This window comes from Lacinutrix sp. C3R15 (assembly GCF_018860825.1).
Classification (GTDB): Bacteria; Bacteroidota; Bacteroidia; order Flavobacteriales; family Flavobacteriaceae; genus Oceanihabitans.
In genome coordinates this window covers 37,635-63,053 of sequence record NZ_JAHKPZ010000036.1, presented here as the reverse complement: position 1 = coordinate 63,053, position 25,419 = coordinate 37,635, and the positions used below count along the sequence as shown (strand labels likewise).

The 25,419-nt window shown below is 31.4% G+C and carries 21 protein-coding genes; 15 read left to right on the top strand and 6 right to left on the bottom strand.

Translation table 11 applies throughout. The features are described 5' to 3' along the window. Positions 1-53: 53 nt before the first annotated feature. The 3 genes from KO494_RS14265 to KO494_RS14255 form a co-directional block, all read right to left on the bottom strand. Positions 54-938: a LysR substrate-binding domain-containing protein gene (locus tag KO494_RS14265; RefSeq protein WP_215968302.1), complete on the bottom strand. Its 885-nt coding sequence runs from the start codon at positions 936-938 to the stop codon at positions 54-56. 75 nt (positions 939-1,013) lie between these two features. Beyond that, the gene (locus tag KO494_RS14260) at positions 1,014-3,569 is read right to left on the bottom strand and encodes a M4 family metallopeptidase (protein ID WP_215968301.1); all 2,556 of its coding nucleotides are present in this window, start codon (positions 3,567-3,569) and stop codon (positions 1,014-1,016) included. Between the two features lie 113 nt (positions 3,570-3,682). Then, entirely contained in the window at positions 3,683-4,102 is a 420-nt protein-coding gene (locus tag KO494_RS14255; RefSeq protein ID WP_215968300.1) for a nucleoside-diphosphate kinase, read from the bottom strand. Between the two features lie 88 nt (positions 4,103-4,190). On the opposite strand from KO494_RS14255, the gene KO494_RS14250 reads away from it, so the two are divergent. The 3 genes from KO494_RS14250 to KO494_RS14240 are packed head-to-tail and all read left to right on the top strand — an operon-like array spanning position 4,191 to position 6,952. Further along, positions 4,191-5,210 (top strand): bifunctional oligoribonuclease/PAP phosphatase NrnA, encoded by a 1,020-nt coding sequence (locus tag KO494_RS14250; RefSeq protein WP_215968299.1) that lies wholly within the window; start codon positions 4,191-4,193, stop codon positions 5,208-5,210. Then, positions 5,203-5,748, top strand: coding sequence for a gliding motility-associated peptidyl-prolyl isomerase GldI (gene gldI, locus KO494_RS14245; protein WP_215968298.1), 546 nt, complete (start codon positions 5,203-5,205; stop codon positions 5,746-5,748). The genes KO494_RS14250 and gldI overlap by 8 nt, the downstream gene beginning before the upstream one ends. Positions 5,749-5,770: 22 nt before the next feature. Then, positions 5,771-6,952, top strand: coding sequence for a peptidylprolyl isomerase (locus KO494_RS14240; protein WP_215968297.1), 1,182 nt, complete (start codon positions 5,771-5,773; stop codon positions 6,950-6,952). 70 nt (positions 6,953-7,022) lie between these two features. Here KO494_RS14240 and KO494_RS14235 read toward each other — a convergent pair whose 3' ends face one another. Further along, positions 7,023-8,483: an aminoacyl-histidine dipeptidase gene (locus tag KO494_RS14235; RefSeq protein WP_215968296.1), complete on the bottom strand. Its 1,461-nt coding sequence runs from the start codon at positions 8,481-8,483 to the stop codon at positions 7,023-7,025. Between the two features lie 109 nt (positions 8,484-8,592). Between KO494_RS14235 and KO494_RS14230 the strand changes: the two genes are divergently transcribed. Further along, the gene (locus KO494_RS14230) at positions 8,593-9,660 is read left to right on the top strand and encodes a DUF3810 domain-containing protein (RefSeq protein ID WP_215968295.1); all 1,068 of its coding nucleotides are present in this window, start codon (positions 8,593-8,595) and stop codon (positions 9,658-9,660) included. Positions 9,661-9,742: 82 nt separating this feature from the next. Here KO494_RS14230 and KO494_RS14225 read toward each other — a convergent pair whose 3' ends face one another. Then, positions 9,743-10,555: a DUF6503 family protein gene (locus KO494_RS14225; protein WP_215968294.1), complete on the bottom strand. Its 813-nt coding sequence runs from the start codon at positions 10,553-10,555 to the stop codon at positions 9,743-9,745. Positions 10,556-10,831: 276 nt separating this feature from the next. On the opposite strand from KO494_RS14225, the gene KO494_RS14220 reads away from it, so the two are divergent. The 5 genes from KO494_RS14220 (at position 10,832) to KO494_RS14200 (ending at position 17,012) form a co-directional block, all read left to right on the top strand. Beyond that, entirely contained in the window at positions 10,832-11,632 is an 801-nt protein-coding gene (locus KO494_RS14220) for an RNA methyltransferase (RefSeq protein WP_215968293.1), read from the top strand. Between the two features lie 94 nt (positions 11,633-11,726). Then, complete coding sequence (locus KO494_RS14215; protein WP_215968292.1) at positions 11,727-12,959, top strand: M48 family metallopeptidase; 1,233 nt, start codon at positions 11,727-11,729, stop codon at positions 12,957-12,959. 77 nt (positions 12,960-13,036) lie between these two features. Then, on the top strand, positions 13,037-15,253 hold the full coding sequence (locus tag KO494_RS14210; RefSeq protein ID WP_215968291.1) for a bifunctional (p)ppGpp synthetase/guanosine-3',5'-bis(diphosphate) 3'-pyrophosphohydrolase: 2,217 nt from the start codon (positions 13,037-13,039) through the stop codon (positions 15,251-15,253). A 24-nt stretch (positions 15,254-15,277) separates the two neighbouring features. Continuing rightward, entirely contained in the window at positions 15,278-15,730 is a 453-nt protein-coding gene (locus tag KO494_RS14205) for a Fur family transcriptional regulator (RefSeq protein ID WP_215968290.1), read from the top strand. 10 nt (positions 15,731-15,740) lie between these two features. Continuing rightward, positions 15,741-17,012 (top strand): adenylosuccinate synthase, encoded by a 1,272-nt coding sequence (locus KO494_RS14200; RefSeq protein ID WP_215968289.1) that lies wholly within the window; start codon positions 15,741-15,743, stop codon positions 17,010-17,012. A gap of 111 nt (positions 17,013-17,123) precedes the next feature. Here the strand turns inward: KO494_RS14200 and KO494_RS14195 are convergent, their stop codons facing one another. Then, positions 17,124-17,462 (bottom strand): T9SS type A sorting domain-containing protein, encoded by a 339-nt coding sequence (locus KO494_RS14195; protein WP_215968288.1) that lies wholly within the window; start codon positions 17,460-17,462, stop codon positions 17,124-17,126. Positions 17,463-18,021: 559 nt separating this feature from the next. Here KO494_RS14195 and KO494_RS14190 point away from each other — a divergent pair. The 6 genes from KO494_RS14190 to KO494_RS14165 all read left to right on the top strand — a co-directional run bounded on the left by KO494_RS14190 (position 18,022) and on the right by KO494_RS14165 (position 25,349). Then, positions 18,022-19,830 (top strand): OstA-like protein, encoded by a 1,809-nt coding sequence (locus KO494_RS14190; protein ID WP_215968287.1) that lies wholly within the window; start codon positions 18,022-18,024, stop codon positions 19,828-19,830. A gap of 56 nt (positions 19,831-19,886) precedes the next feature. Then, positions 19,887-21,017, top strand: a complete 1,131-nt coding sequence (locus KO494_RS14185) for an aspartate aminotransferase family protein (protein WP_252730410.1) — start codon at positions 19,887-19,889, stop codon at positions 21,015-21,017. Positions 21,018-21,157: 140 nt separating this feature from the next. Further along, complete coding sequence (locus KO494_RS14180; protein WP_215968286.1) at positions 21,158-22,543, top strand: lipopolysaccharide assembly protein LapB; 1,386 nt, start codon at positions 21,158-21,160, stop codon at positions 22,541-22,543. 55 nt (positions 22,544-22,598) lie between these two features. Beyond that, positions 22,599-23,603 carry a DUF368 domain-containing protein gene (locus tag KO494_RS14175; protein WP_215968285.1) on the top strand — a complete coding sequence of 335 codons (1,005 nt, stop codon included), beginning with the start codon at positions 22,599-22,601 and terminating at the stop codon, positions 23,601-23,603. Continuing rightward, positions 23,603-24,622 (top strand): DUF368 domain-containing protein, encoded by a 1,020-nt coding sequence (locus tag KO494_RS14170; protein ID WP_215968284.1) that lies wholly within the window; start codon positions 23,603-23,605, stop codon positions 24,620-24,622. The genes KO494_RS14175 and KO494_RS14170 overlap by 1 nt, the downstream gene beginning before the upstream one ends. Further along, positions 24,591-25,349 carry a shikimate dehydrogenase gene (locus tag KO494_RS14165; protein ID WP_252730409.1) on the top strand — a complete coding sequence of 253 codons (759 nt, stop codon included), beginning with the start codon at positions 24,591-24,593 and terminating at the stop codon, positions 25,347-25,349. Before KO494_RS14170 ends, KO494_RS14165 begins: the two co-directional genes overlap by 32 nt. Positions 25,350-25,419 lie beyond the last annotated feature (70 nt).

Here is a 25,419-nt window from a genome sequence, read left to right as displayed (position 1 = left end):
AAAGTAACCCTTAGAGATAACCTGTAAGCAATTTAATTTGTTATCCGCAATAACTATAAGTTATAACTAGTGCGAATAAATTTTTCTAAATAATCTATAGTTTTAGATTGATAACCCGTTCTTTTTATAAAGTAAAACCACCTTTCTATACTTAAATCTTTAATATCAATAATTTTTAATTTATTATTAATCAAATCATTTTGAATAGCATGTATAGATAATAGTGCATAATGGTCTGAGTGATACAAGTAGTTTTTAATTGCCTCTGTACTATTTAAAGAAACTACGCTTTTTAAAGCTTTAATATTATTTTTTAATAAAAACCTATCTATAATCTCTTTGGTACCAGAACCTTTTTCGCGTTCAATTATTGGTATTTTTTGTAAGGTTTGTATATCTATACTTCCTTTTGTAAAAAGCTGGTTATGTACATTGGTTACTAATACAATTTCATCTTTTATAAATTTATCAAAATGTAATTTAGGATTAGAGATACTACCTTCTGTTATACCAAAATCGATTTCTTCGTTTAAAATAAAATCTTCAATATGCTCAGAATTATCACTAATAATATTAAATTTTATTTTTGGGTATTGCGCTCTAAATTTTGCAATTATTTTAGGAATAATATAATTAGATAATGTGGTACTTACACCTAAATTAATAATTTCAGGAAAAACATCTTTTTTATGTAAAAACCGTTCCTCCATTTCAGAAAAAACAGCTAGTATTTTATTGGCGTACAAAAGAAAAGCTTTCCCTTCTTGGGTAAGCGCTATAGAGTTTCGTTTTCTAGTAAAAAAGGTTGTTTTATATTCTTCTTCTAAATTTTTTATAGACTTAGATATTGCTGGTTGCGAAACAAACAACTGCTCTGCTGCTTTAGTAAAACTTAAATGCTTAGCAACCACTTTAAATATCTGTAACTTGGTTTTCATTTTCTCTAATATATCAAAAACATAAAAGCACAACCTAAACCTGTTGCGCTTTTATAATTTTATTTTTATGTATACTTATTCTTTAATAAGTTTTATAACTGTTTTACTTTCTGCAGTAGTAATAGTCATAAAATAAATACCAGAAGCAAAATCTGCAATATCTAATTGCTTTTCTTCTTGCATAGCACTTAAATCTATTTGTTTAATAAACCTTCCATTAATAGTATGAATACGTGCAGTTTGTAAATCTATATTTTGCGTTTTTAGTATAGTAAACAATCCATTGGAAGGATTAGGATATACTTTTATACTACTATTTAAAGTTTCAAATGCTGTAACAGACAAGACTCTAGCGCAGTTATAAACTACAACATCATCTAAATACCAACCATCTAAACCATTACATCCATCTGTACCAATTTCCCATTTAAATTTTACAGTACTATTGGCTCCTAGACCAATGGCAGATAAATCAATAACGCTTGTTCCCCAACTACCTGTAACAGCACCACCATCTGATCCTGTAAAAGCTTCTTCTCCTTGCATTGGGTTATCATTACCTTCTGCACTTGAATTTAAAGTATTATTATAAGCATTATAGGTAAACGCAGAACCAGGAACAATATTCCAGAAAAGACCATTAGTAACACTGTATTTTAAATTACCACCATCCCATTGAGACTCTGTTGCCACATAATGATCAAAAGCCATTTCATAAACACCATCTGTAAAATCTGGCAATGTAATTAACGGACTTTCAAGACTTATGATTCCGTTTTGTAAATCGGTAACACAATCTCCATTTACAGGATCTGAACCAAAAACTCCTTGTCCTTCTCTGTCACTTGGTAAATTTGTATTTATACCCCAAGGTCTAGACTCCCAAGTAGCAGCATTACTTGGTGTTTCAGCAACTAGCCAATCTCCTAAACCAGACTCCCAATCTTCAAAAAACACAGGATTACTACTTGCAGCTTCGCATAATGTTGGAGTTTCATTTAAAATAGCCTCAAAATCACATTGATCAGGTGCTATACGTAATTCTACCGCTAAAAGCGCTTTCACTAATTCATTGTAATCAGAAGCGCTAATAATTTCTCCAGATGCTCCTGCAGGAGTACTTGTTGTTGTAATTCCTTCAAGGTTTATACCTATTAAATCTGTACAAGAAGTTTCTAAAGCATCTGCTAAAGCAGCAAAATCACTTGTAGCTGTAAGATATGTACTTTGTGCTCTCCAAAAAATATGAGCTGCTTTGGTAAAACCAATTCCGTTGATGGTTTGCCCATTATATGTACCACCATCAACCAACAAAGCATAAGCATGATTTGGTATTCCTGAATTTACATGTACACCACCAGAATCACTATCACTGCAATAATATTGAGAATCTGTAAGTTTTCCAGGATGTCCATTACAAGTAGGATCCCAAAGATCACGAATTGGAGCACTAAAAAAAGTAGCATCTTCTCCCATGCGCCATCTATCTGAACTACCACAACTCGTTCTTAAAGAAAAATCTTCGCCTGCATCTTCATAACTATTCAGTAAATCTACCGTTTCTCCCCAAATATCAGAATAAGCTTCATTAATTGCTCCTGGTTGCCATGCATAAACCAAACCACTAGTGTATTCTGTATATGCGTGTCCCCATTCATGAGCAATAACATCATCTGCTGCTGTACCATCTCTATAGTTTGTAGTAGATCCGTTCCAGCTAGCATTTGCTACGTTAGGATCATTATTAACAGTTTGCATTTGTGCTCCTGCTCCATCATAAGATTCATGTCCAAAAGTATTATAAAACATATAATATACTTGCGCAGAAGTTTCTACTTCATTTATTTGCCAGCTAGTTAATGTTCCTGGTAAAGCATCACCTTCTTCCCAAATGATATTACTAGTGTCTTCTTCATACACAATTCTATGAAGCGCATGTGCCATACCTGTAAATTGTTCTATAATTTCTTGTGTGTGCGCATCTACAAAAACAAATTCTCTTACATCTTTATCATTACGTACTTCTACTTCATATGCAAGATGTTTAGATGTAAAATCTCCTTGCACCAAGCCTTTTTGAAAAATATACAAGGTGCTTTTATTAACCTTTAAAGGCACTCCTAAAATGTTTATTTTTTGGTTATTTACAACCTGAATAGCTATACTATTTGCTTCTGCTACTGAAACACTTGGTGTAGCTTGCAGCTTTATAAAAGGCATATAATTTCCGTTAATAGCAGTTAATTTATTATCTCTATTAAAATGAAACTTTAATTTACCATCATACACAGAAACACCATTATACACTTGATTTAAGCTAAGATGCTTAAAACCGTAGGTATCTGTTTTTAATTCTCCTACCTCATAAGATTCGCTTACAGAATACATGTTAAAGATGTCTTTATACATTTCTAAAAATGAAAAAGCTTTATCTTCTAAGGTCAAACCTTCTACTGTTAAAGCGTTATTAGCCGGAAATTTTATAAAATTAGGAATCTTAGTATTTTTATTAAGAGAAACAGTAGCATTGGTCTCTTTTATAAAAGAAGTTATTTTTTGCTGAGATTCTTGCGCATAAGTAGTAAGAGCAAACAAGAGTATAACAAATAAAAGTTTGGTAGAATTTTTCATTATTTTTTTTTTATAAATATACTACAGTTATTTTAATTGTATTGTATACTACAGTATAGAAACAAAAAAAGCCTGCAAACAGCAGGCTTTTAATATTAAATATTTTAGATGTTCTAGAACATTTCTCTTCCAGAAAAATGAAAAGCACCTTCAATAGCTGCATTTTCATCGCTATCACTTCCGTGAACAGCGTTTTCACCAATAGAAGCTGCATACAATTTACGTATAGTACCTTCTGCTGCATCTGCAGGATTGGTAGCTCCAATTAAAGTTCTAAAATCTTCAACCGCATTGTCTTTTTCTAAGATTGCAGCTACAATTGGTCCACGTGTCATATACTCTACTAACTCCCCAAAGAAAGGACGTTCGCTGTGTATTGCATAAAATGCTTGCGCATCTGCAGTGGTCATTTGTGTTAATTTCATAGCTACAATTCTAAATCCTGAAGCTGTAATTTTCTCTAAAATTGCACCAATATTCCCTTTTTCAACAGAATCTGGTTTAAGCATTGTAAATGTTCTATTTGTTGCCATTTTTTTATTTTAAATTTTTGGCAAAAGTAATGTATTTCTTCTTAAAAACCATATAATCCAATATTAAAAAATTGTATCTTCGCTACCTATGAAAAAACAAGATATCAACAACATAAAAATACTTTTACAATCGCCTAAAAAAATCGTGATTGTTCCTCATAAAAACCCTGATGGAGATGCTATAGGATCTACCTTAGGTTTGTATTTTTATCTTTTAAAATATAAGCACCAAGTACGCGTTATTGCTCCTAATGATTATCCTGATTTTTTAAAATGGATGCCTAGCGAAGACACTATTTTAAAATATGACATGCAAACCGAAGAAAGCGAAAGCTTAATTAATGAGGCTGAAATTATTTTTACTTTAGATTTTAATGCTTTAAATAGAACTGGAGACATGGAAACCATTCTAGAAAAAAGTGAAGCTATAAAAATAATGATAGACCATCACCAGCAACCAGACAATTACGCTCTATATACTTATAGTGACGTAAGTATGAGTTCTACCTGTGAAATGGTCTATAATTTTATTGCAATGCTAGATGATGTAGATAAAATAGATACAAATATTGCTACCTGTTTATATACAGGTATTATGACAGATACAGGTTCTTTTAGATTTTCTTCTACCACATCTACAACCCATAAAGTAATAGCAGACTTAATAGATAAAGGGGCTGAAAATGATAAAATACATAATGCCGTTCATGACACCAATAGCTACAACCGACTGCAACTACTAGGCTGTGCCTTAAGTAATTTAAAAGTTTTACCAGAATACAGAACAGCATATATAACACTTACGCAAGAAGAATTAAATAGTTTTGATTTTAAAAAAGGAGATACAGAAGGCTTTGTTAACTATGCGCTTTCTTTAAAAAACATAATATTTGCAGCTATTTTTATTGAAGATCACAAACAAAACATCATTAAAATATCTCTACGCTCTAAAGGAGATTTTTCTGTAAATGAATTTTCAAGAGCGCATTTTTCTGGAGGAGGACACACAAATGCTGCTGGAGGAAAAAGTGATTGCGATTTAAACAAAACCGTTGAAAATTTTATTAGTATATTACCAAGCTATAAAAAAGCTTTAAACAATGAATAAGTTTTTAATTATACCTTGTACCTTATTACTACTAGCTTCTTGTAAATCACCAGAAGCAAGAAGGCCTGTTTCTGCTACCTCAGGATCTTTTATTGAAGAATCTGTAGAACGCAACAAAGAGCTTTATGCTAAAGAAAAAATTAGTATTGAAGCTATAATGAACAAAAATCCTGAAAAAAAATACATCACTTCTAAAAGTGGTTTTTGGTATTATTACAATACAAAAATAGAAGACAGTTTAATAAAACCTGATTTTGGTGACATTGTAAATTTTAATTACAATGTAAAATCACTAAACGGAAACCTTATCTATTCTAAAAAAGAATTAAAAACCCAAAACTACGCTATGGATAAGCAAGAACTATTCACAGGATTACGTGAAGGTTTAAAACTTATGAAGTCTGGTGAAACGGTTACCTTTCTTTTTCCTTCACCAAAAGCTTATGGCTATTATGGAGACAATAATAAAATTGGTACAAGTGTACCGCTAATATGCGAAGTTACCGTAAATTCAATAACTCAAAACCAATCTAATTAAAATGAATTTTTTAAAACAAACTATGAAAATTTTTATTTTAGCGCTATTGCTAAGCGCTACTTCTTGCCAAGACAAATACCCAGATCTTGAAGATGGTCTTTATGCAGAATTTGTAACCAATAAAGGTAATATGGTTGCTAAGTTATATTTTGAAAAAGCACCTGTTACTGTTGCCAATTTTGTTGCTCTTGCAGAAGGAACACACCCTAATGTTACCGATTCTTTAAAAGGAAAAAGGTACTACAACGGAATTATCTTTCACAGAGTTATAGACAAATTTATGATTCAAGGAGGAGACCCTACAGGAACTGGAACTGGTGATCCTGGCTATAAATTTACAGATGAGTTTAATGTAGAATTAAGACACAATAAACCTGGAATTTTATCTATGGCTAATTCTGGTGCAAACACAAATGGAAGTCAGTTTTTTATTACAGAAGTTGCTACTCCTAATTTAGATGCTTTTGATGCACAAGGAAACCTAAAAAAATGTGATAACCCTAGAGTTGGTTGCCATGCTGTTTTTGGTGAAATTGTTTTAGGCTTAGAAGTACAAGACACTATCTCAAACGTAGAAACACAAAAACCTAGCAACAAACCTGTTGAAGATGTAGTTATTAACGAACTAAACATTATTAGAAAAGGAAAAGCTGCAAAAGCGTTTAATGCTCCTAAAGTATATACTGAAGAATTACCTAAAATAGCAGAGAGAACTAAAGAATTAAAAGAACAAGCAGAAGCGAAACTTAAAGAAGAAGCGAAACTAGCTACTAAGAATTTTTTAGAAAAAAATAAAGATTTAGAAGGTACAGTTAAAGAACTACCTACAGGTTTGGTTATGATTATTAATGAAGCTAAAAACGGAGTAAAACCAACTGCTACAGATAAAGTATTAATTAATTACGCTGGTTATTTTGAAGACGGTAAATTATTTGACACTAGTTGGGCTTCTGTTGCTAAAGAAAACAACCAGTACAATGAAGCTCGTGACAAACAAAATGGTTATAAACCATTTCCAATGATTTATAACGAAACTGCTACTCTTGTTCCTGGATTTAGAGAAGCAATGCTTAATATGAATGTTGGTGATAAAGCGCACGTTTTTATTCCTAGTTACTTAGGATATGGAGCTAACGGAATGGGACCAATACCACCAAACACTAACTTGATTTTTGATTTAGAAATAATGGAAATTCTAAAGTAATTTAGAATTTGATTTCATAAAAAAAGCAGCTCATAGAGCTGCTTTTTTTTATTTCTGTAATAATCTGTAATTACTTTTTAGGTATCTCTTTTAAAATTTCTAAAACAAACTTCCAGTATTTTTGAGCAGAAGAAATACTTGCTCTTTCATCTGGAGAATGCGCTCCTTTAATGGTAGGACCAAAACTAATCATTTCCATATCTGGATAGTTACTTCCTAAAATACCACATTCTAATCCTGCATGACATGCAGCAACATGTGCTTTTTCACCATTCATTTTTTCATATAAACCATCTAATACTTTTAGTATAGAAGAATCCATATTAGGTGCCCAACCAGGATAATCTCCAGAAAACACTACCTCACAACCTGTAAGTTCAAAAGTGGCACGAAGCGTATTGGCTAAATCCATTTTAGAACTTTCTACAGAGCTACGTGTTAAACAGCCTATTTTAATAGCGCCATCTTTTATAATTACTCTTGCAATATTATTTGATGTTTCTACTAAACCTTCAATATCTGCACTCATTCTGTACACACCATTACATGCGGCATAAATGGCACGAGTAACTCCTTCTTGTACACCAAGATCCATAATAGTTTCTGGTGTATCTATTTTAGCAACCGTAATCTTTAAATCCGGTTCCATAGTTTTTAATTCGGTTTTAATGCTTTTTTCCATTTCTGCCATTTCAGCAATAAAAGCAGCCTCATGTACAGCATCAATAGCAACTATAGCTTTACTTTCTCTTGGTATTGCATTACGTAAGCTTCCTCCATCAATTTCAGAAATACGTAAACCAAAATTTTCAAAACCATCAAATAAAACACGATTCATGATTTTATTAGCATTACCTAAACCTTCATGAATTTGCATTCCTGAGTGACCACCTTGTAAACCATTTACTGTAACTGCAAAACCTATTTTAAATTCTGGAGTTTCTTCAACCTCATAAGTTCTTGTTGCTGTAACATCAATTCCTCCTGCACAACCAACACCAATTTCATCATCTTCTTCGGTATCTAGGTTTAATAAAATTCCGCCTTCCAGCAAACCTCCTTTTAATCCCATTGCACCTGTCATTCCTGTTTCTTCATCAATGGTAAATAAAGCTTCAATTGCAGGATGTGCTATATCTGTACTCTCTAAAATAGCCATAATGGTAGCAACACCTAAACCATTGTCTGCTCCTAGTGTGGTTCCTTTTGCACGAACCCAATCTCCATCTACATACATTTCAATTCCTTGGGTATCAAAATCAAAATCTGTATCGTTGTTTTTTTGGTGCACCATATCTAAATGCGATTGCATTACAATAGTTACTCGGTCTTCCATTCCTGAGGTTGCAGGCTTTTTAATAATTACATTTCCAACTTCATCTTCTATAGTTTCTAAACCTAATTTGTTACCAAAGTCTTTCATAAACGCAATAACACGTTCTTCTTTTTTTGATGCTCGTGGCACTGCATTTAGGTCTGCAAACTTGTTCCAAAGTTGTTTTGGTTCTAATTGTCTTATTTCTGAATTCATCTGTAAATTTTATTTGAAAGTGCAAAGATACAAATAGTCTTACTAGAAACCTTACAGGTTTTTAAAACCTATAGATAAAGTATTACAAACATTTGCTTACTTTTGAAAGATGCTAAAAAACCCAAAACCTTATATTGCTTTTACTATACTTCCACTCTACTTTATAGTTAGAATACTTTCAAAGTATCCTGAATATGTAGAGCAATATTACAGTAATGGTATATATCCTATAATTTCAAATATTTTTAGGTTTACTTTAGGATGGATTCCGTTTTCTTTTGGCGATTTATTTTATGCTTTTTCTATTATCTATTGCATTAGATGGTTACTTAAAAACAGAAGGAGAATTATTAAAGACACTAAAAATTGGCTGATAGATGTTTTGGCTGCTGTTTCTATAATTTATTTTGCTTTTCATTTATTATGGGGAATGAATTACCATAGATTGCCTTTACATCAAAATTTAAACTTACAGGCAGATTATACTACACAACAATTAATTGAGGTAACCAAACAATTAATTAAAAAATCAAATACATTACATCTTCAAATTACAAAAAACGATACGTTAAAAGTAGTAATACCTTATAGTAAAACCCAATTATTGAAACAAGTGCCAAATGGATATACCGTTTTAGAAAAAGATTTCCCGCATTTAGCATATCACACAAAAAGCATTAAAAAGTCCCTTTTTAGTATACCACTAACATACATGGGTTTTTCAGGATATTTAAACCCTATGACTAATGAAGCACAGGTAGATGGCTTGATACCTAAATATAAATTTCCTACAACTGCATCACATGAAGTAGCACATCAATTAGGATATGCTGCAGAAAACGAAGCTAATTTTATTGGTTTTTTAGCAGCTACAAACAATGAAGACATTTATTTTAATTATTCTGGTTTCACCTTTGGCCTAAAGCATTGCTTATTGGAAGTTTATAGAAGAGATCCTATTATTTATCAAGAATTATTAATTAGTATACATCCTGGCATTTTAAAAAACTACCAAGAAACACAAGAATTCTGGAAAAGCTATGAAAACATTACAGAGCCTATTTTTGAAACAGTATATTCTAATTTTTTAAAAGCTAATAAGCAAGAAGGAGGCATGGAAAGTTATAGCTATGTAGTTGCTCTATTGGTAAATTATTATAATAGCAAAGCACTTTAAGTACTAATCAAAACAAATAATTTTTAATAAAAAAAGCGAGCTTTAAAAAAATGCTCGCTTTGTTTATAATTTTAAATATGTATTAACGTACATATTCCCCTTTTTCAGGTTTTGCAAATGTATTAGCATCTTTAGCTTCATCACTAAGTTGAACATCTATAAACGCTGTACTATTTTTAGCTTCTGTTGGCTTATCGTCTTTAAAACCATAACCTACAATTGTTTTAGGTAATAGCAACCCATTTACTTTTTGCCAATTATCATACCTTCTAAAGTGTAATTCTTTTTTATCAATTCCTGGCACAAAACTAACAGTATACCCTAACCACTCCATTTGATAGGTTGTTGGATTGTAATACAACACGTAACGATCTTCTGGTGTTTCACCAACTCCAGCTTCATAAGTTACCTGTATTCCTGGGTAAGTAACACCTTCAAAAACTAAAGGTTCTGCCTCTGCATAGTTAATTCCGTCATCAGCAAGAATAAAAGGCATCGCATAAAAATAGAACATTAAGTTGTATTTATATTTCGCCATTTTCCCGTTGTACTCTCCTTCTGTTTTATTTAAAAACCATGCTTTTTCACCATCAAAGCCAATACTTTCTTTAGGGTTATCTACTAATCCTTCTCTTGAAATTAGGTTGGTGGTTATCACTTCTTTTCCATCTGGCTTTTCCATAGTAAAAACTAAAGATTTCATAGATTTCCATTGGTCAACACCTCCATGTGCTTCAAATACTTTGGTTAGGTTTTCTGGATACGTAACTTCTGGTGTTTCAACCATTACTTTTTCTACAGTTTCTGTAGTTTTTGTAGTTTCTGGTTTGGTGTTGTTTTGTTTACATGCCGAAAAAGCAAATAATATCGTAATGGCTAAAAGGTAATTTTTCATCAATTAATTTTTTATTGGTTTTTGGTTTTGTCGAAATGTAAACATAGTCATTACAGAAAAAGCTTCCGAAAAAGGACAGTTTATATAACTTAATTTTAACGTCTAGCACTATTCTTTAATAAATTTGACACACCCTTTGGTTTTTTTAAGTCTTTATATGCAACCCTATAGATAGGTACTCTTAATTTTTAGGCTACAACAGTATTAAACTAGATATTTACTTTAATTTTTGTTGCATAATAATGTAACTTTGCATCTACAAATACAGGTAGTTTAATGGCGTTCAAACAAATAACAAGCACACAAAATTCTTACATAAAAGAACTGGTACTTTTAAAAGACAAATCTAAAAACAGAAAGAAATCAGGATTGTTTTTAATTGAAGGAGAACGTGAAATTTCTTTAGCACTAAAAGGAAAGTATAAGCTAGAAACTATTCTTTTTTATCCGGAACTTTTTTCTGAAGAACAACGAAACAAACTACCTATTTCTGATGCTGAAATGATAGAAGTATCTAAAGAAATTTACCAAAAATTAGCATACCGAAGCACTACAGAAGGTATTATTGCTATTGCAAAAAGCAAACAACATAGCATTGAAAACTTAAAACTTAACACACCAAACCCATTACTCTTAATTGCCGAAGCTCCAGAAAAACCAGGAAACATAGGTGCTATTTTACGTACTGCAGATGCTGCTAATGTAGATGCTGTAATAATTGCAAACCCTAAAACAGACTTATACAACCCTAACATTATTCGTTCTAGTGTTGGCTGTGTTTTCACTAATAAAATAGGAACAGGAACTACTGAAGAAATTATAACTTTTTTAAAGCAAAACAACATAGCCATTTATAGTGCTATTTTACAAGAAGCAGTAAACTATCACGAGCAAGATTACACAAAAGCTTCTGCCATTGTAGTTGGTACAGAAGCTGATGGTTTAAGTGATGCTTGGAGAAAAGCCTCAAAACAAAACATTAAAATACCAATGCAAGGCGAAATAGATTCTATGAACGTTTCTGTTGCAGCAGGAATACTAATTTTTGAAGCTAAAAGACAGCGAAATTTTAAGTAAATTATCACTGCTAGAAACGAAGCAGTCTCATAAAATTAAACAGATTGCCATATCGTTAAAAAAAAACGACTAGCAATGACAACTAAACATTTATATGACACCTACCACTCTATTCTACATCATCATAGCCATTTTAATCATAGATTTTATAATCGATAAAATTTTAGATGCATTAAACGCAAAACACTTTAAAGACAAAGTGCCTCATGAACTGCATGATGTTTATGATGCTACCGAATACAAAAAATCTCAAGAATACAAGACAACCAATTACAAATTTGGTATTTTAACCTCTTCGTTCTCTATTGTATTAACACTAGGCTTTTTAATTTTTGATGGTTTTGAAGCTATCGACAACCTTGCGAGAAGTTTTTCTGAAAATCCAATTGTAATCGCTTTAATTTTCTTCGGGATTATAATGATAGGAAGCGATGTACTAACTACACCTTTTAGCTATTACAAAACATTTGGTATTGAAGAAAAATTTGGATTCAACAAAACCACAAAAAAAACGTTTTGGTTAGATAAGGTAAAAGGATGGTTTATGATGGCTTTTCTTGGTAGTATAATTCTAGCTGCTATTATTTGGTTTTATCAAACCACAGGAAAACACTTTTGGCTATACGCCTGGGCATTAGTTACTATATTTACTGTTTTTATAAATATGTTTTACGCCAAACTAATTGTACCATTATTTAACAAACAAACCCCTTTAGAAGATGGTACATTACGCGAAAAAATATCTGCTTACGCCAAAACCGTAGGCTTTACTTTAGACAAAATTTTTGTGATTGATGGCTCTAAAAGAAGTACCAAAGCAAATGCTTATTTTTCTGGATTTGGTAGTGAAAAACGCGTGACTTTATATGATACTTTAATAAACGATTTAGAAGAAGAAGAAATAGTTGCTGTACTTGCCCATGAAGTTGGTCACTATAAAAAGAAACACATTATATTTAACTTAACTGCTTCTATTCTTGTTACTGGCTTTACTCTTTTTATACTTTCCTTATTTATTTCTAAACCTGTATTATCGCAAGCTTTAGGCGTAGAAAACCCTAGTTTTCATATTGGCTTAATCGCTTTTGGCATTTTATATAGTCCGCTTTCAGAAATCACAGGACTACTAATGAATTGGTTTTCAAGAAAAATGGAATACCAAGCAGATGATTATGCAAAAAACACCTATAAACCACTACCTTTAATTACAGCGTTAAAAAAACTATCTAAAAACAGTTTAAGTAATTTAACAACACATAAAGCCTATGTATTTATGCATTATTCGCATCCAACTTTATTAGAAAGGATTAAGAATTTGAGAAAATAAATTCTTACCATTACGTTTCCTAAACTTTAAGCAAAAAGGGTTGTACATTAATTTTCTTTATATTATTTTTAATACTTATGACAGATGCAGAAATAGAACAAGAAAACGCAACCATTACCAAAGCGTATAAAGAACTACTTAAAGTAAGCTACAGAACGCTTTCTACAGAAGACAAAAAACTAATAAGAAAAGCCTTTGAAGTTGCTGTAGATGCGCACAAAGACCAACGCAGAAAATCTGGTGAAGCATATATTTTTCACCCAATAGCTGTTGCCAAAATTGTAGCCCAAGAAATTGGCCTAGACGCAACCTCTATTGCTGCTGCTTTGCTTCATGATGTGGTAGAAGATAATGAAGATTATTCTATTCAAGATATTGAGCAGCTTTTTGGTGAAACAGTTGCTAGAATTGTAGACGGACTCACAAAAATTTCTTCGCTAAAAAAAGATATGGATGTGTCTTTGCAGGCAGAAAACTTTCGTAAAATGCTACTCACACTTAATGATGACGTTCGTGTTATCATTATTAAAATAGCAGACAGATTGCACAATATGCAAACTATGGAGTCCATGCGAGCAGATAAACAAGTTAAAATTGCGAGTGAAACACTATATATTTATGCTCCTTTAGCACACAGGATTGGACTATATAACATAAAAACAGAACTTGAAGATCTTGGCTTAAAATACACCGAACCAGAAGTGTATAATGACATTTTGCTTAAAATGAAAGAAAGCAAAGAAGAGCAAGATTTATACATTAAAGAGTTTAATGATGTAATAAAAAATTCACTAGACAAAGAAAATCTTAATTACGAAATAAAAGGAAGACCTAAATCTATTTTTTCTATTCGAAGAAAAATGGTCAATCAAGGGGTTTCTTTTGATGAAGTGTATGATAAATTTGCAGTTCGTATTATTTATAAAAGTGATGCCGCAAATGAAAAATTTCTAGCTTGGAAAATATATTCCATAGTAACAGATCATTTTAGACCAAATCCTACACGTCTTCGGGACTGGATTTCATCACCAAAATCTACAGGTTACGAAGCATTACACATTACTGTAATGGGCCCAAAAGGCCGTTGGGTAGAAGTACAAGTACGTAGTGAACGTATGAACGAAATTGCAGAAAAAGGGTATGCTGCACACTACAAATACAAAAACAAAGAAAATAAAGAAGATGATAGTTTAGACTCTTGGATTAACAAACTTCAAGAAGCTTTAGAAAATCATGGCGCAAATGCCGTTGACTTTGTGGAGCAATTTAAACTCAACCTCTACTCTAAAGAAATATTTGTATTTACACCGCAAGGAGATTTAAAATCTTTGCCAAAAGGAGCAACACCTTTAGACTTTGCCTTTAATATTCACACAGAAGTTGGCATGAAAACCAGAGGCGCAAAAGTAAATGGCAAACTAGTTCCTTTAAGTCACGAATTAAAAAGTGGAGACCAAGTAGATATATTAACATCAGAAAGCGCAAAACCAAATGCTAACTGGTTAGATTATGCAACCACAGCAAGAGCAAGAAGCAAAATAAAAACAGCCTTAAAAGAAAGCACTAAATTAGTAGCAGAAGAAGGAAAAGAAATTTTAAGACGTAAATTAAAACAACTTAAAATAACTTTAAATGAAAACTCTATAAACGAAATGGTAAGCCATTTTAAACTTAAAACAAGTTTAGATTTATTTTTTCGTGTAGGTTCTGGTGCTATAGATAACATCATGCTTAAAGAATACGCTGCTTCTAGAAGCAATGCTTTTGTAAATTATTTTAAAAATAAAATATCTAGAAAAGCTACTTTAACCAAAGAAGAACTTGAAAAAGATGAAATAACCAATAAATATGATTTACTTGTTTTTGGTAAAGAAGAAGAAAAACTAGACTATAAATTAGCAGTCTGCTGCAACCCTATTCCTGGAGATCCTGTTTTTGGATTTTTAACGGTTAACGAAGGAATTAAGGTCCATAAAAAAAATTGCCCTAACGCTGTTAGCTTACAGTCTAATTACGCTTACAGGATTTTATCGGCAAAATGGATAGATTCAAGTCAGCAAGAATTTTCTGCACAACTCATACTTTCAGGAATCGATAATTTAGGCTTAGTAAATGATATTACTAAATTGATTTCTGCAAATATGCATGTAAACATGAAAAGTATTAGCTTTCAAAGTGATGATGGTATATTCTCCGGTAAAATTAATGTAGTAGTAAAAAACAAAAACTTATTAACAAAACTTATGGATAACCTTAAAAAAATTAATGGAATTGATAAGGTTAGAAGAGTATAAAAAGTGTAAATTTACGCCGAAATTATGAGTGTAAAAACAGATACAAAAAACCAAGAAATTGTAAAAAATGTATTTACTAAATTTCTAGAAAGTAAAGGACATCGTAAAACGCCTGAGCGTTATGCCATTCTTCAAGAAATTTATAACAGTGAAGTACATTTTGACATTGAGTCGTTATACCTAAACATGAAAAATAAAAAATATCGTGTTAGTAGAGCTACTCTTTATAATACAATAGAATTACTTCTAGAATGTGCATTGGTAAGAAAACACCAATTTGGACAAAGTCAAGCACACTATGAAAAATCTTATTTTGATAAGCAACACGATCACGTTATCCTTACAGATACAGGGGAAGTAATTGAGTTTTGCGATCCTAGAATTCAATCTATCAAAAAAACAATTGAAGAAGTTTTTGATATTGAAATCACTAATCATTCACTCTATTTTTACGGCACAAAAAAAGCAACTAAATAACTAAATTACAATGGCAGTAGATTTACTACTAGGTTTACAATGGGGAGACGAAGGCAAAGGAAAAATTGTTGACGTTTTAACCGCTAACTACAATATTATTGCACGTTTTCAAGGTGGTCCAAACGCTGGACACACGCTAGAATTTGATGGCATCAAACACGTTTTAAGAACCATTCCTTCCGGAATATTTCATGAAGATTCTACCAATGTAATTGGTAATGGTGTAGTAATTGATCCTGTAGTTTTTGCAAAAGAACTAGAAGGTTTAGACCAATTCAATATAGATTACAAAAAGAAGCTTATTATTTCTAGAAAAGCACACGTAATTTTACCAACACACAGATTGTTAGATGCTGCGAGTGAAGCATCTAAAGGAAAAGCTAAAATTGGATCAACCTTAAAAGGTATTGGACCAACTTACATGGATAAAACCGGTAGAAACGGAATTCGTGTTGGAGATTTAGAATTAAGCGACTGGAAAGAAAAATACAGAGCTCTAGCGAATAAACACGAAGCTATGATTGCCTTTTACAATGTAGATGTGCAATATGATTTAGAAGAAATGGAAAAAGAGTTTTTTGAATCTGTAAAAGTTTTAAAATCTTTACAATTTATTGACTCCGAAGAATATTTATACCAAGCTCAAAAATCAGGAAAAAGCATTCTTGCAGAAGGAGCACAAGGTTCGCTATTAGATATTGATTTTGGTACCTACCCTTTTGTAACTTCAAGCAACACTACAGCAGCAGGAGCTTGTACAGGTTTAGGTGTAGCACCAAACCAAATTGGCGATGTATATGGTATCTTTAAAGCATACACTACAAGAGTTGGTTCTGGCCCTTTCCCAACAGAACTTTTTGATAAAGTTGGAGAAGATATGGCTAGAATAGGTCATGAATTTGGTGCTGTTACAGGAAGAGCAAGACGTTGTGGATGGCTAGACTTAGTTGCTCTTAAATATGCTTGCCAAGTAAATGGTGTTACTAAATTAATGATGATGAAAGGCGATGTACTTTCCGGCTTTAAAACACTTAAAATTTGTACAGCTTACAAATACAAAGGACAAACCATTACGCATTTACCTTATAATATAGAACCAGAAAACCTAGAACCTGTCTATACAGAATTTTCAGGATGGAAAGAAGATTTAACGCAAATGACAGATAAATCTCAATTTCCAAAAGAATTGAATGACTATATCACATTTCTAGAAAAAGAATTAGAAATCCCTATTCATGTGGTTTCTGTTGGTCCTGATAGAAAACAAACTATCTTTATGTAATCATTGAGAATGATTTAGAAGTAAGTTTTTATCAGTAACAAAGCAATCCTAAAAAACAAAACCTGTCTAATTTACATAAGACAGGTTTTTTTATTTTAAAAAATAAAATTATTATTTTTTAACAATACTAAATATTTTTTCTTTTACTCCATTTAAAACTTTAACATAATACACACCTACTTCTAGAGAACTAAAATCTACACTATTATTATATACTTCTTGTTTTAACAATTGCCCAAGAGTATTATATACAAATATAGTTGCTTCTTCATTTGTTAATCCTTTAACATAAAAATTATCAGTAATAGGATTAGGATAAACACTAATATTATTAAAATCTAATTCATTTTCTAAAGACAATGTAGGATCATTTATTACTAATCTAGGTTTTACAGCATCTGAAGAAGCTGTTTCGTTACTATAAATATTACCCTCTATAGTCAGTCTCAATTTTGCTGAATTTACTGTTGGTATAGAAGCTATGTTAAACTTTAAGTAAACATCTCTATTATGGAAATCATTCTGTAAATCATTACTAGAATCATAACTAACAATTAACCTTCTTATTCCATAATTTAGTGTTGGATTTTCATCCCAAGTATAAGAATCTGCTACTGCAATAACTATTGTTTGAGAAAAACTTAAAAAACTTTGTAATATAAATGGTAATATAAATGGTAATATAAATGGTAATATAAATGGTAATATAAAGAATGTATATTTTTCATAGCAAAGAATTTTATTGCAAAAAAAAGAATCTTTTGTATTAAAACTTATAATAAAATAAAAAAAACGCCATCAAAACACACTTTCTTAAAGATTAATTCATTAAAAAGAAAGATTTTATATAAATTATAAAAAAATCTTAATCTATTATACAGCATCATAATAATAGTTATTTTTACCACAAATTATAGATTTTCAAACATCCACACCATAAACTTGACACCAAAAAACAAAATGTAATGGATGCTACAGGTAACCATTGAAAATCAATAAATACAAAAACATGAAATTAAAGTACATATATATACTTTTTTTGTTCTTTGCTTTTGCCTTTGCACAAGCACAACAACAAATAGAAATAAAATATTCTGGATTCTTAGAGTTTAAAGAAGAAGACGCTCCTGGTTTAAAAATTATGACACGTGATGATTCTGGACAAATTCACGTAATTCATGAAGGAGTAGATATGTGGTGCGACCAAGCACTACTCTACTCTAACGAAAATTTTGTAGAAGCTTACGGAAATGTAAAAATGAAACAAGGAGACAGCATTAACATGACGTCTAAATATGTAGAATATAGCGGAAAAACGAAACTAGCCTTTGCAAGTGGCGACGTTATTTTAAAAGAACCTGCTTCTACCTTAACCACAGACACCTTATATTTTGATCGAGCAAAACAACAAGCTTTTTACAAAAGCAAAGGAAAGGTAGTTCGTGACTCTTCAGGAACCATTACTAGTCAAATTGGTCGCTATTATATGAATGCCCAAAAATACCAATTTGTAAAAAATGTAAAACTGGTAAATCCAGACTATACTATAAACACAGATCGATTAGATTTTTACACAGAAACAGGTCATGCCTTTTTATATGGACCTTCAACTATAGTTACAGAAGAAAGTAAAATATACTGCGAAAAAGGCTTTTACAACACAGAAACCAAACAAGGCTACGCAGTTAAAAAATCAAAAATAGATTATGAAAATCGAATTTTTGAAGGAGACAGCATGTACTTTGACAACAACAAGAGCTTTGCATCTGCAACCAATAACATAAAAGTTACAGACACCATAAATAAAAGTATTGTAAAAGGGCATTATGCCGAAATTTACAAACTCAAAGATTCTGTTTTTATTACTAAACGAGCTTTAGCTATTTCTTTACAAGAAAAAGACTCTGTATATATGCATGCAGATACCTTAATGGTAACAGGAAAAGCAGAAAACAGAATTACAAGAGCGTTTAAAAATGCTAAGTTTTTTAAATCTGATATGAGCGGAAAGGCAGATTCTATTCACGCTAACCATCAAACTGGTTTAACAAAACTTATCAACCTTTCTAACGTGAACTCTAAAGATGCCTTTGTAACAAAAAGACAACCTATACTCTGGAATCTTGGCAACCAAATGACAGGAGATACTATTCATATAAAATCAAATCCTAAAACCGAAAAACTAGATTCATTAATTGTTTTTGATAATGCTTTCATTATTAGTAAAGACACCTTAGGCTCTGGTTACAACCAAATTACAGGAAAAACACTTATTGGTTTATTTAACCAAGACAACACAATAAAACAAGTAGATATTGATAAAAATGCAGAATCTATTTATTTTGCAAGAAACGAAAAAAATGAACTCGTAGGAATAGATAAATCTAAATCTGGAAGCATTATGATGCTTTTTGCTGATAGCGAAATTATAGAACTACGAAAAATTAGACAAGTAGACGGAAAAACTTATCCAGAATCCGAATTTCCAAAAAACGTAAGAAAATTAAGAGGTTTTGACTGGAGAGAAGACGAAAGACCTAAAAGTGTAGAAGACCTATTTAGTGACGATCCTCCTCTAAACCTACCTATAATAAAAGGTTTAGAAGATTATATACCACAAGAAGATTTCTTTGATCCAGAAATGCTAGAACGCATGGAAAAAGCAGACGAGGCAGAAGCTAAAAAAGCAACCAAGCCTGTAACCAGCCCTAAAGCATCAAGAAACCTACCAAAAAAGAATGTAACAAAAGCAACTGCTGTTCCTGCTTCTGCTGTACAACAAGTAAAATCTAAATTAATAGAACCTAAAACAGAGTAATCATTAAAAAAGATTTTTTAACATACCAAGCACAAACTTCTCCGCATCCATTAGCAATGGAAATTTCGCATGCAGAAGGTTCTTACATCTATGACGCCAACCACAAAGCCTATTTAGACTTTGTTGCTGGAGTTTCAGCATGTACACTTGGCCATAAACACCCAAAAGTAGTTGCTGCTTTAAAAAAGCAAATAGACAGTTATTTACACGTTATGGTTTATGGTGAGTACATACAAAAACCTGCTGTAGAACTAACCAAGCTATTGGCTAAGCATTTACCTAAATCTTTAGAAAAAACATACTTAACCAATTCTGGAACAGAAGCCATTGAAGGTGCTTTAAAATTAGCAAAACGAGCAACAGGAAGAAGTCAAATTATTGCAGCAAAAAAGGCTTATCACGGTAATACTATGGGAGCAATGAGTGTCATGGGTTTTGAAGAACGCAAACAAGCATTTAGACCTTTAGTTCCTGATGTTTCTTTTATTGCTTTTAATGATGAGGCAGATTTACAACGTATTACCAATAAAACAGCTGGTGTAATTTTAGAAACCATTCAAGGAGGAGCTGGTTTTATTGAACCTACAAACAAGTATTTACAAAAGGTAGAAGCGCGTTGCAAAGAAGTTGGTGCGCTTTTTATTTTAGACGAAATACAACCAGGCGTAGGACGTACAGGAAAACTATTCGGTTTTGAAAATTACAACTGTACTCCAGATATTTTAGTAACAGGAAAAGGTCTTGGTGGTGGTATGCCTATTGGTGCCTTTACAGCTTCAGGAAAATTAATGGACACGCTACAAGACAGTCCTAAACTGGGACATATCACTACTTTTGGTGGGCATCCAGTTATTGCTGCTGCTGCTTTAGCCACTTTAAAAGAAGTTACAGAAAGTAATTTAATAGCGCAAACCCTTGAAAAAGAAACCCTTTTTAGAAAACATTTAGTACACCCACTAATTACAGAAATTAGAGGAAAAGGCTTAATGCTAGCCGCAATAACTCTGTCGGCAGAAATAACAAATCAAGTAATTTTACGTTCTCAAGAAGCTGGACTTATTCTTTTTTGGTTGCTTTTTGAGCCAAACGCAATTAGAATTACTCCTCCACTAACCATCTCTAACCAAGAAATCATTAAAGGTTGTAACATTATTATTGCTATTTTAAATAGCATAGAAGACAACTAATAAAATGCAACTTTTTGATTTTCAAACAATTAACAAAACAAAAGTACTGTTCATTACTTTGTTAAAAACATTTATGGCTTTTTTTATTATAAGCTATTTAGAATAGTACATTTAATATAGTAGAACCATACCTATTGCCTATGGAGTTTAGTCAAAACGACAACAACAATTTACCTCTTTCTAAATTTGAATCGATGTTAAAAACAAACAACGTATTGTTTTTTGATTCAGAAGAGTTTGAGAACATTATACACTATTACCTTAATCAAGGTAAAGTTGCCTTAGCAAAAAAAGCTATTAAATTAGGGCTAGAACAGCATCCTACTTCGGTAAATTTAAAGCTGTTTAAAGTAGAAGTTTATATTTTTGAAAATGAGCTTCCTAAAGCAGATAAACTTTTAAATGAGCTTCATAATTTAGAACCTCAAAACGAAGAAATATATATTCAAAAAGCAAATATTTTTTCTAAACAAGACAATCATGCAAAAGCAGTAGATGTATTAAAAAGTGCATTAAAATTTGCCAATGACACTACAGACTTATATTCCTTAATAGGAATGGAATACTTGTTTTTAGATAAATTTGAAGAAGCAAAACAAAACTTCATGAAATGTTTAGAGCAAGATCTTGAAGATTATTCTGCATTATATAATATGATTTATTGTTTTGACTTTTTAGATCAAAACGAAGAAGCAATTGAATACTTAAACAACTATTTAAACAGTAATCCTTATTGTGAAGTTGCGTGGCATCAATTAGGAAAACAATATTACACCATTAAAGATTACAAAAAAGCACTTGCTGCATATGATTATGCAATTATATCTGATGATACTTTTGTTGGTGCCTATTTAGAAAAAGGAAAAGTTTTAGAAAAATTTAAAAAATACGAAGAAGCTATAGAAAGTTATACTTTAACTTTACAGTTAGAAGACCCTACATCTTTTGCCTTACTACGCATAGCACAATGTTATGAAAAATTAGGAAAAGACGATTTAGCCGTTCAATATTTTTACCAAACTGTACATGAAGACCCTTTACTAGATAAAGGATGGATAGCGATTACTAAGTTTTATAACAAGAAAAAAAACTACCAAAAAGCGTTATACTATATAAACAAAGCTATTAATATAGACACAGAAAATGTTATTTACTGGAAACTTTATGCACAAATTAACCATCGCTTAAACTTTTTAGAAGAAGCAGAACGCGGTTACAAAAAAACGTTAGAACTAGGTAACTACGAGATTGATACATGGATTGCTCGTGGTGATATTTTGTTAAAAATTGGCGAACTAGAAGCTGCTATTTATAACTTTTTACAAGCGGCAGAATTTCATCCAGAAAATGCAGAATTAGAATATAGACTTGGTGGTTTGTACTTTTTGCAACACGAAACAGAAAAAGGAACCTTCCACTTAAAAAATGCTGTTCGTTCTAATAAAGAATATGTCTTTATAATAGAAGAACTTTTTCCTAATGTTTTTAATAAACCTCAGGTTAAAAAGTTACTAAATGTAAAATAAAGCAAAATTGTTTTACAAAAATATTACCTTTGGTTTGAGCAAAAAAAATCAAAGCATGCAAAGACGTTTTATAGACTACTTAATCATTTCTTTTAAAGGAATTGCAATGGGAGCAGCAGATGCTGTTCCAGGTGTTTCAGGTGGTACAATAGCATTTATTTCTGGTATTTACGAAGAGTTAATTACTACCATAAGCAACGTAAATCTAAACACATTAAAAGTTTTAAAAACAGATGGCATAAATGCTTTTTGGAAAAAAGTAAATGGTAATTTCTTATTAGCCCTCTTAATAGGAATGATAATTAGCTTTGCTTCTTTTATGAAGCTTGCCAAATACCTTATAGAGCAACATCCCATTTTAATTTGGTCTTTCTTTTTTGGTTTAATTATTGCCAGTATTCTTTTTATTGGTAAGCAAATCACCAAATGGAACGTAGCAACCATTTTAGCCTTAATTGTTGGTGCTTTACTAGCATACTACATAACTTCATTGCCATCTATGGCAAGTAATAATAACCCTTACTTTTTGTTTATTGCAGGAGCTATAGCAATTTGCGCTATGATTTTACCTGGTATTTCGGGTTCATTTATTTTAGTAATTCTAGGTGCTTATAAAACATTAAGTAACGCTATAGATAGTTTAGATATTAAAAAAATAGCCATTTTTGCTTTAGGAGCTATTGTTGGTTTATTAAGTTTCTCCCGCGTTTTAAAGTGGTTATTTAAACATTACCACAACATTACATTAGCTGTTTTAACAGGTTTTATTTTTGGTTCACTTAATAAAATTTGGCCTTGGAAAAAAACAATTACAGTAATGAGTGATGCTGGTGATGTCATACCTTTTGCAAATATTACCAACTTAGGTACACTCTCTGTTTACCAAAAAACGATTCAGGATTTTGAAAGCTATAAAACAATTGTAGAAAAAAGCATACTTCCTTCAAGCTTTTCAGAACTAAACCTAATAGATGCCCAAGTATTAATTGCTATTATGTTAATGATTGTAGGGTTTTTAACTATATTCATTTTAGAAAAAATAGGAAACAAAGTGCATTAATGGAAAGTACCAGAACATTAACAGACAAAATATTTCTAGTCTTAAAAGGATTAGGAATGGGTGCTGCTAACAAAGTTCCTGGTATTTCTGGTGGTGTTGTAGCTTTTGTTGCTGGCTTTTATGAAGAGTTTATATATTCGCTTCAAAAAATAAACGGCAAAGCTTTTATGCTTTTGCTTAACGGAAGGTTTAAAAGCTTTTTTCAATATATAAACGGACGTTTTTTAAGCTTACTTTTCTTCGGAATGCTAATTAGCTATTTTAGTGTTTCTAAAATATTAGACTATTTAATTATACACTATGAGCTTTATGTTTGGAGTGTTTTCTTCGGAATGATTATAGGTTCTATTTACCAAATAAGTAAAGACTTTAAAGACTGGAAATACCAAACCTACTTAGCGCTTTTTATAGGTATAGCCATTGGTATAAGCATTAGTTTTTTAGATCCAGCAAAAGAAAACGACAACCTTTGGTTTGTCTTTTTTTGTGGTATTATTAGCGTTTCTGGTATGACGCTTCCGGGTTTTTCAGGATCCTTTATTTTAATTCTTTTAGGTAACTATGTTTTACTTTTGGTAGATTCTGTAAATGCGCTATACAATTGTTTTTTAGATACAATACAAGGTGATTTTTCATTTATACACAACGTAGAACGCGTAAGAATGTTAAAAATACTAAGTGTTTTCACTATAGGGTCACTTACTGGTTTGGTTACATTTTCTCATATATTAAGTTATATATTAAAAAACTATAAAAGCATAACTACAGCTTCTATTATTGGTTTTATTGTTGGTTCTTTAGGTGTGGTTTGGCCATTTAAACAAACCATTTATAAACTAAATGAAGATGGTAGCTTTTTAATAGATTCTGCAGGTAAAAAAGTAATAGAAAACTACAAACGTTTTATACCAGAACTAAACCAAGAAACCTACTTTGCTGTTTTTTGTATTATTATTGGTATAACAATTGTTTTAGCATTAGAATTTTATGGACAAAAAACAAGAAAGACACATGCGTAAATTTGGATTAATAGGAAAAAACATAGATTACTCATTCTCACAATCTTATTTTGCAGAAAAATTTAAAACAGAAAAAATAACAGATGCTAGCTATCAAAATTTTGATTTAGAAAGCATCACAGATTTCCCTTCCCTATTAAAAGATACAAGTATAAAAGGCTTTAACATTACTATTCCATATAAAGAGTTAATAATTAAATATGTAGATAAGCTAGATAAAAACGCAGAAAAAATAGGTGCAATAAACACAATAAAATTCACTAAAAAAGGAAAACTAAAAGGATATAACACAGACTATTACGGCTTTAAAAAATCTTTGTCACCACATTTAAAACCACACCATAAAACCGCATTAATTTTAGGAACAGGAGGTGCTAGTAAAGCTATAGCTTTTGCCCTACAAAAACTAGATATTACATACACTTATGTATCTAGAAATGCAACCAAAGAAAATCAAATTTCTTACCAACAACTAACCGAAGAAATGATAACAAATAGCTCTATAATAATTAACTGTACTCCTTTAGGCACGTATCCAGACGTAAAAGCTTGTCCTGATATTCCGTATCGTGCAATAACAGAAAAACACCTGCTTTTTGACCTTATTTACAATCCAGAAGAGTCTACCTTTTTAAACTACGGAAAGCAAAAAAATGCAACCATAATAAATGGCTATAAAATGCTAGAATTACAGGCAGAAAAATCATGGAGCATTTGGAATAAATAGCAAATACTCCTAAACTTTTTAATTCATTTTGTTATTACTAGTTAGTTTTTTGAAAATATAAGCCTTGTTT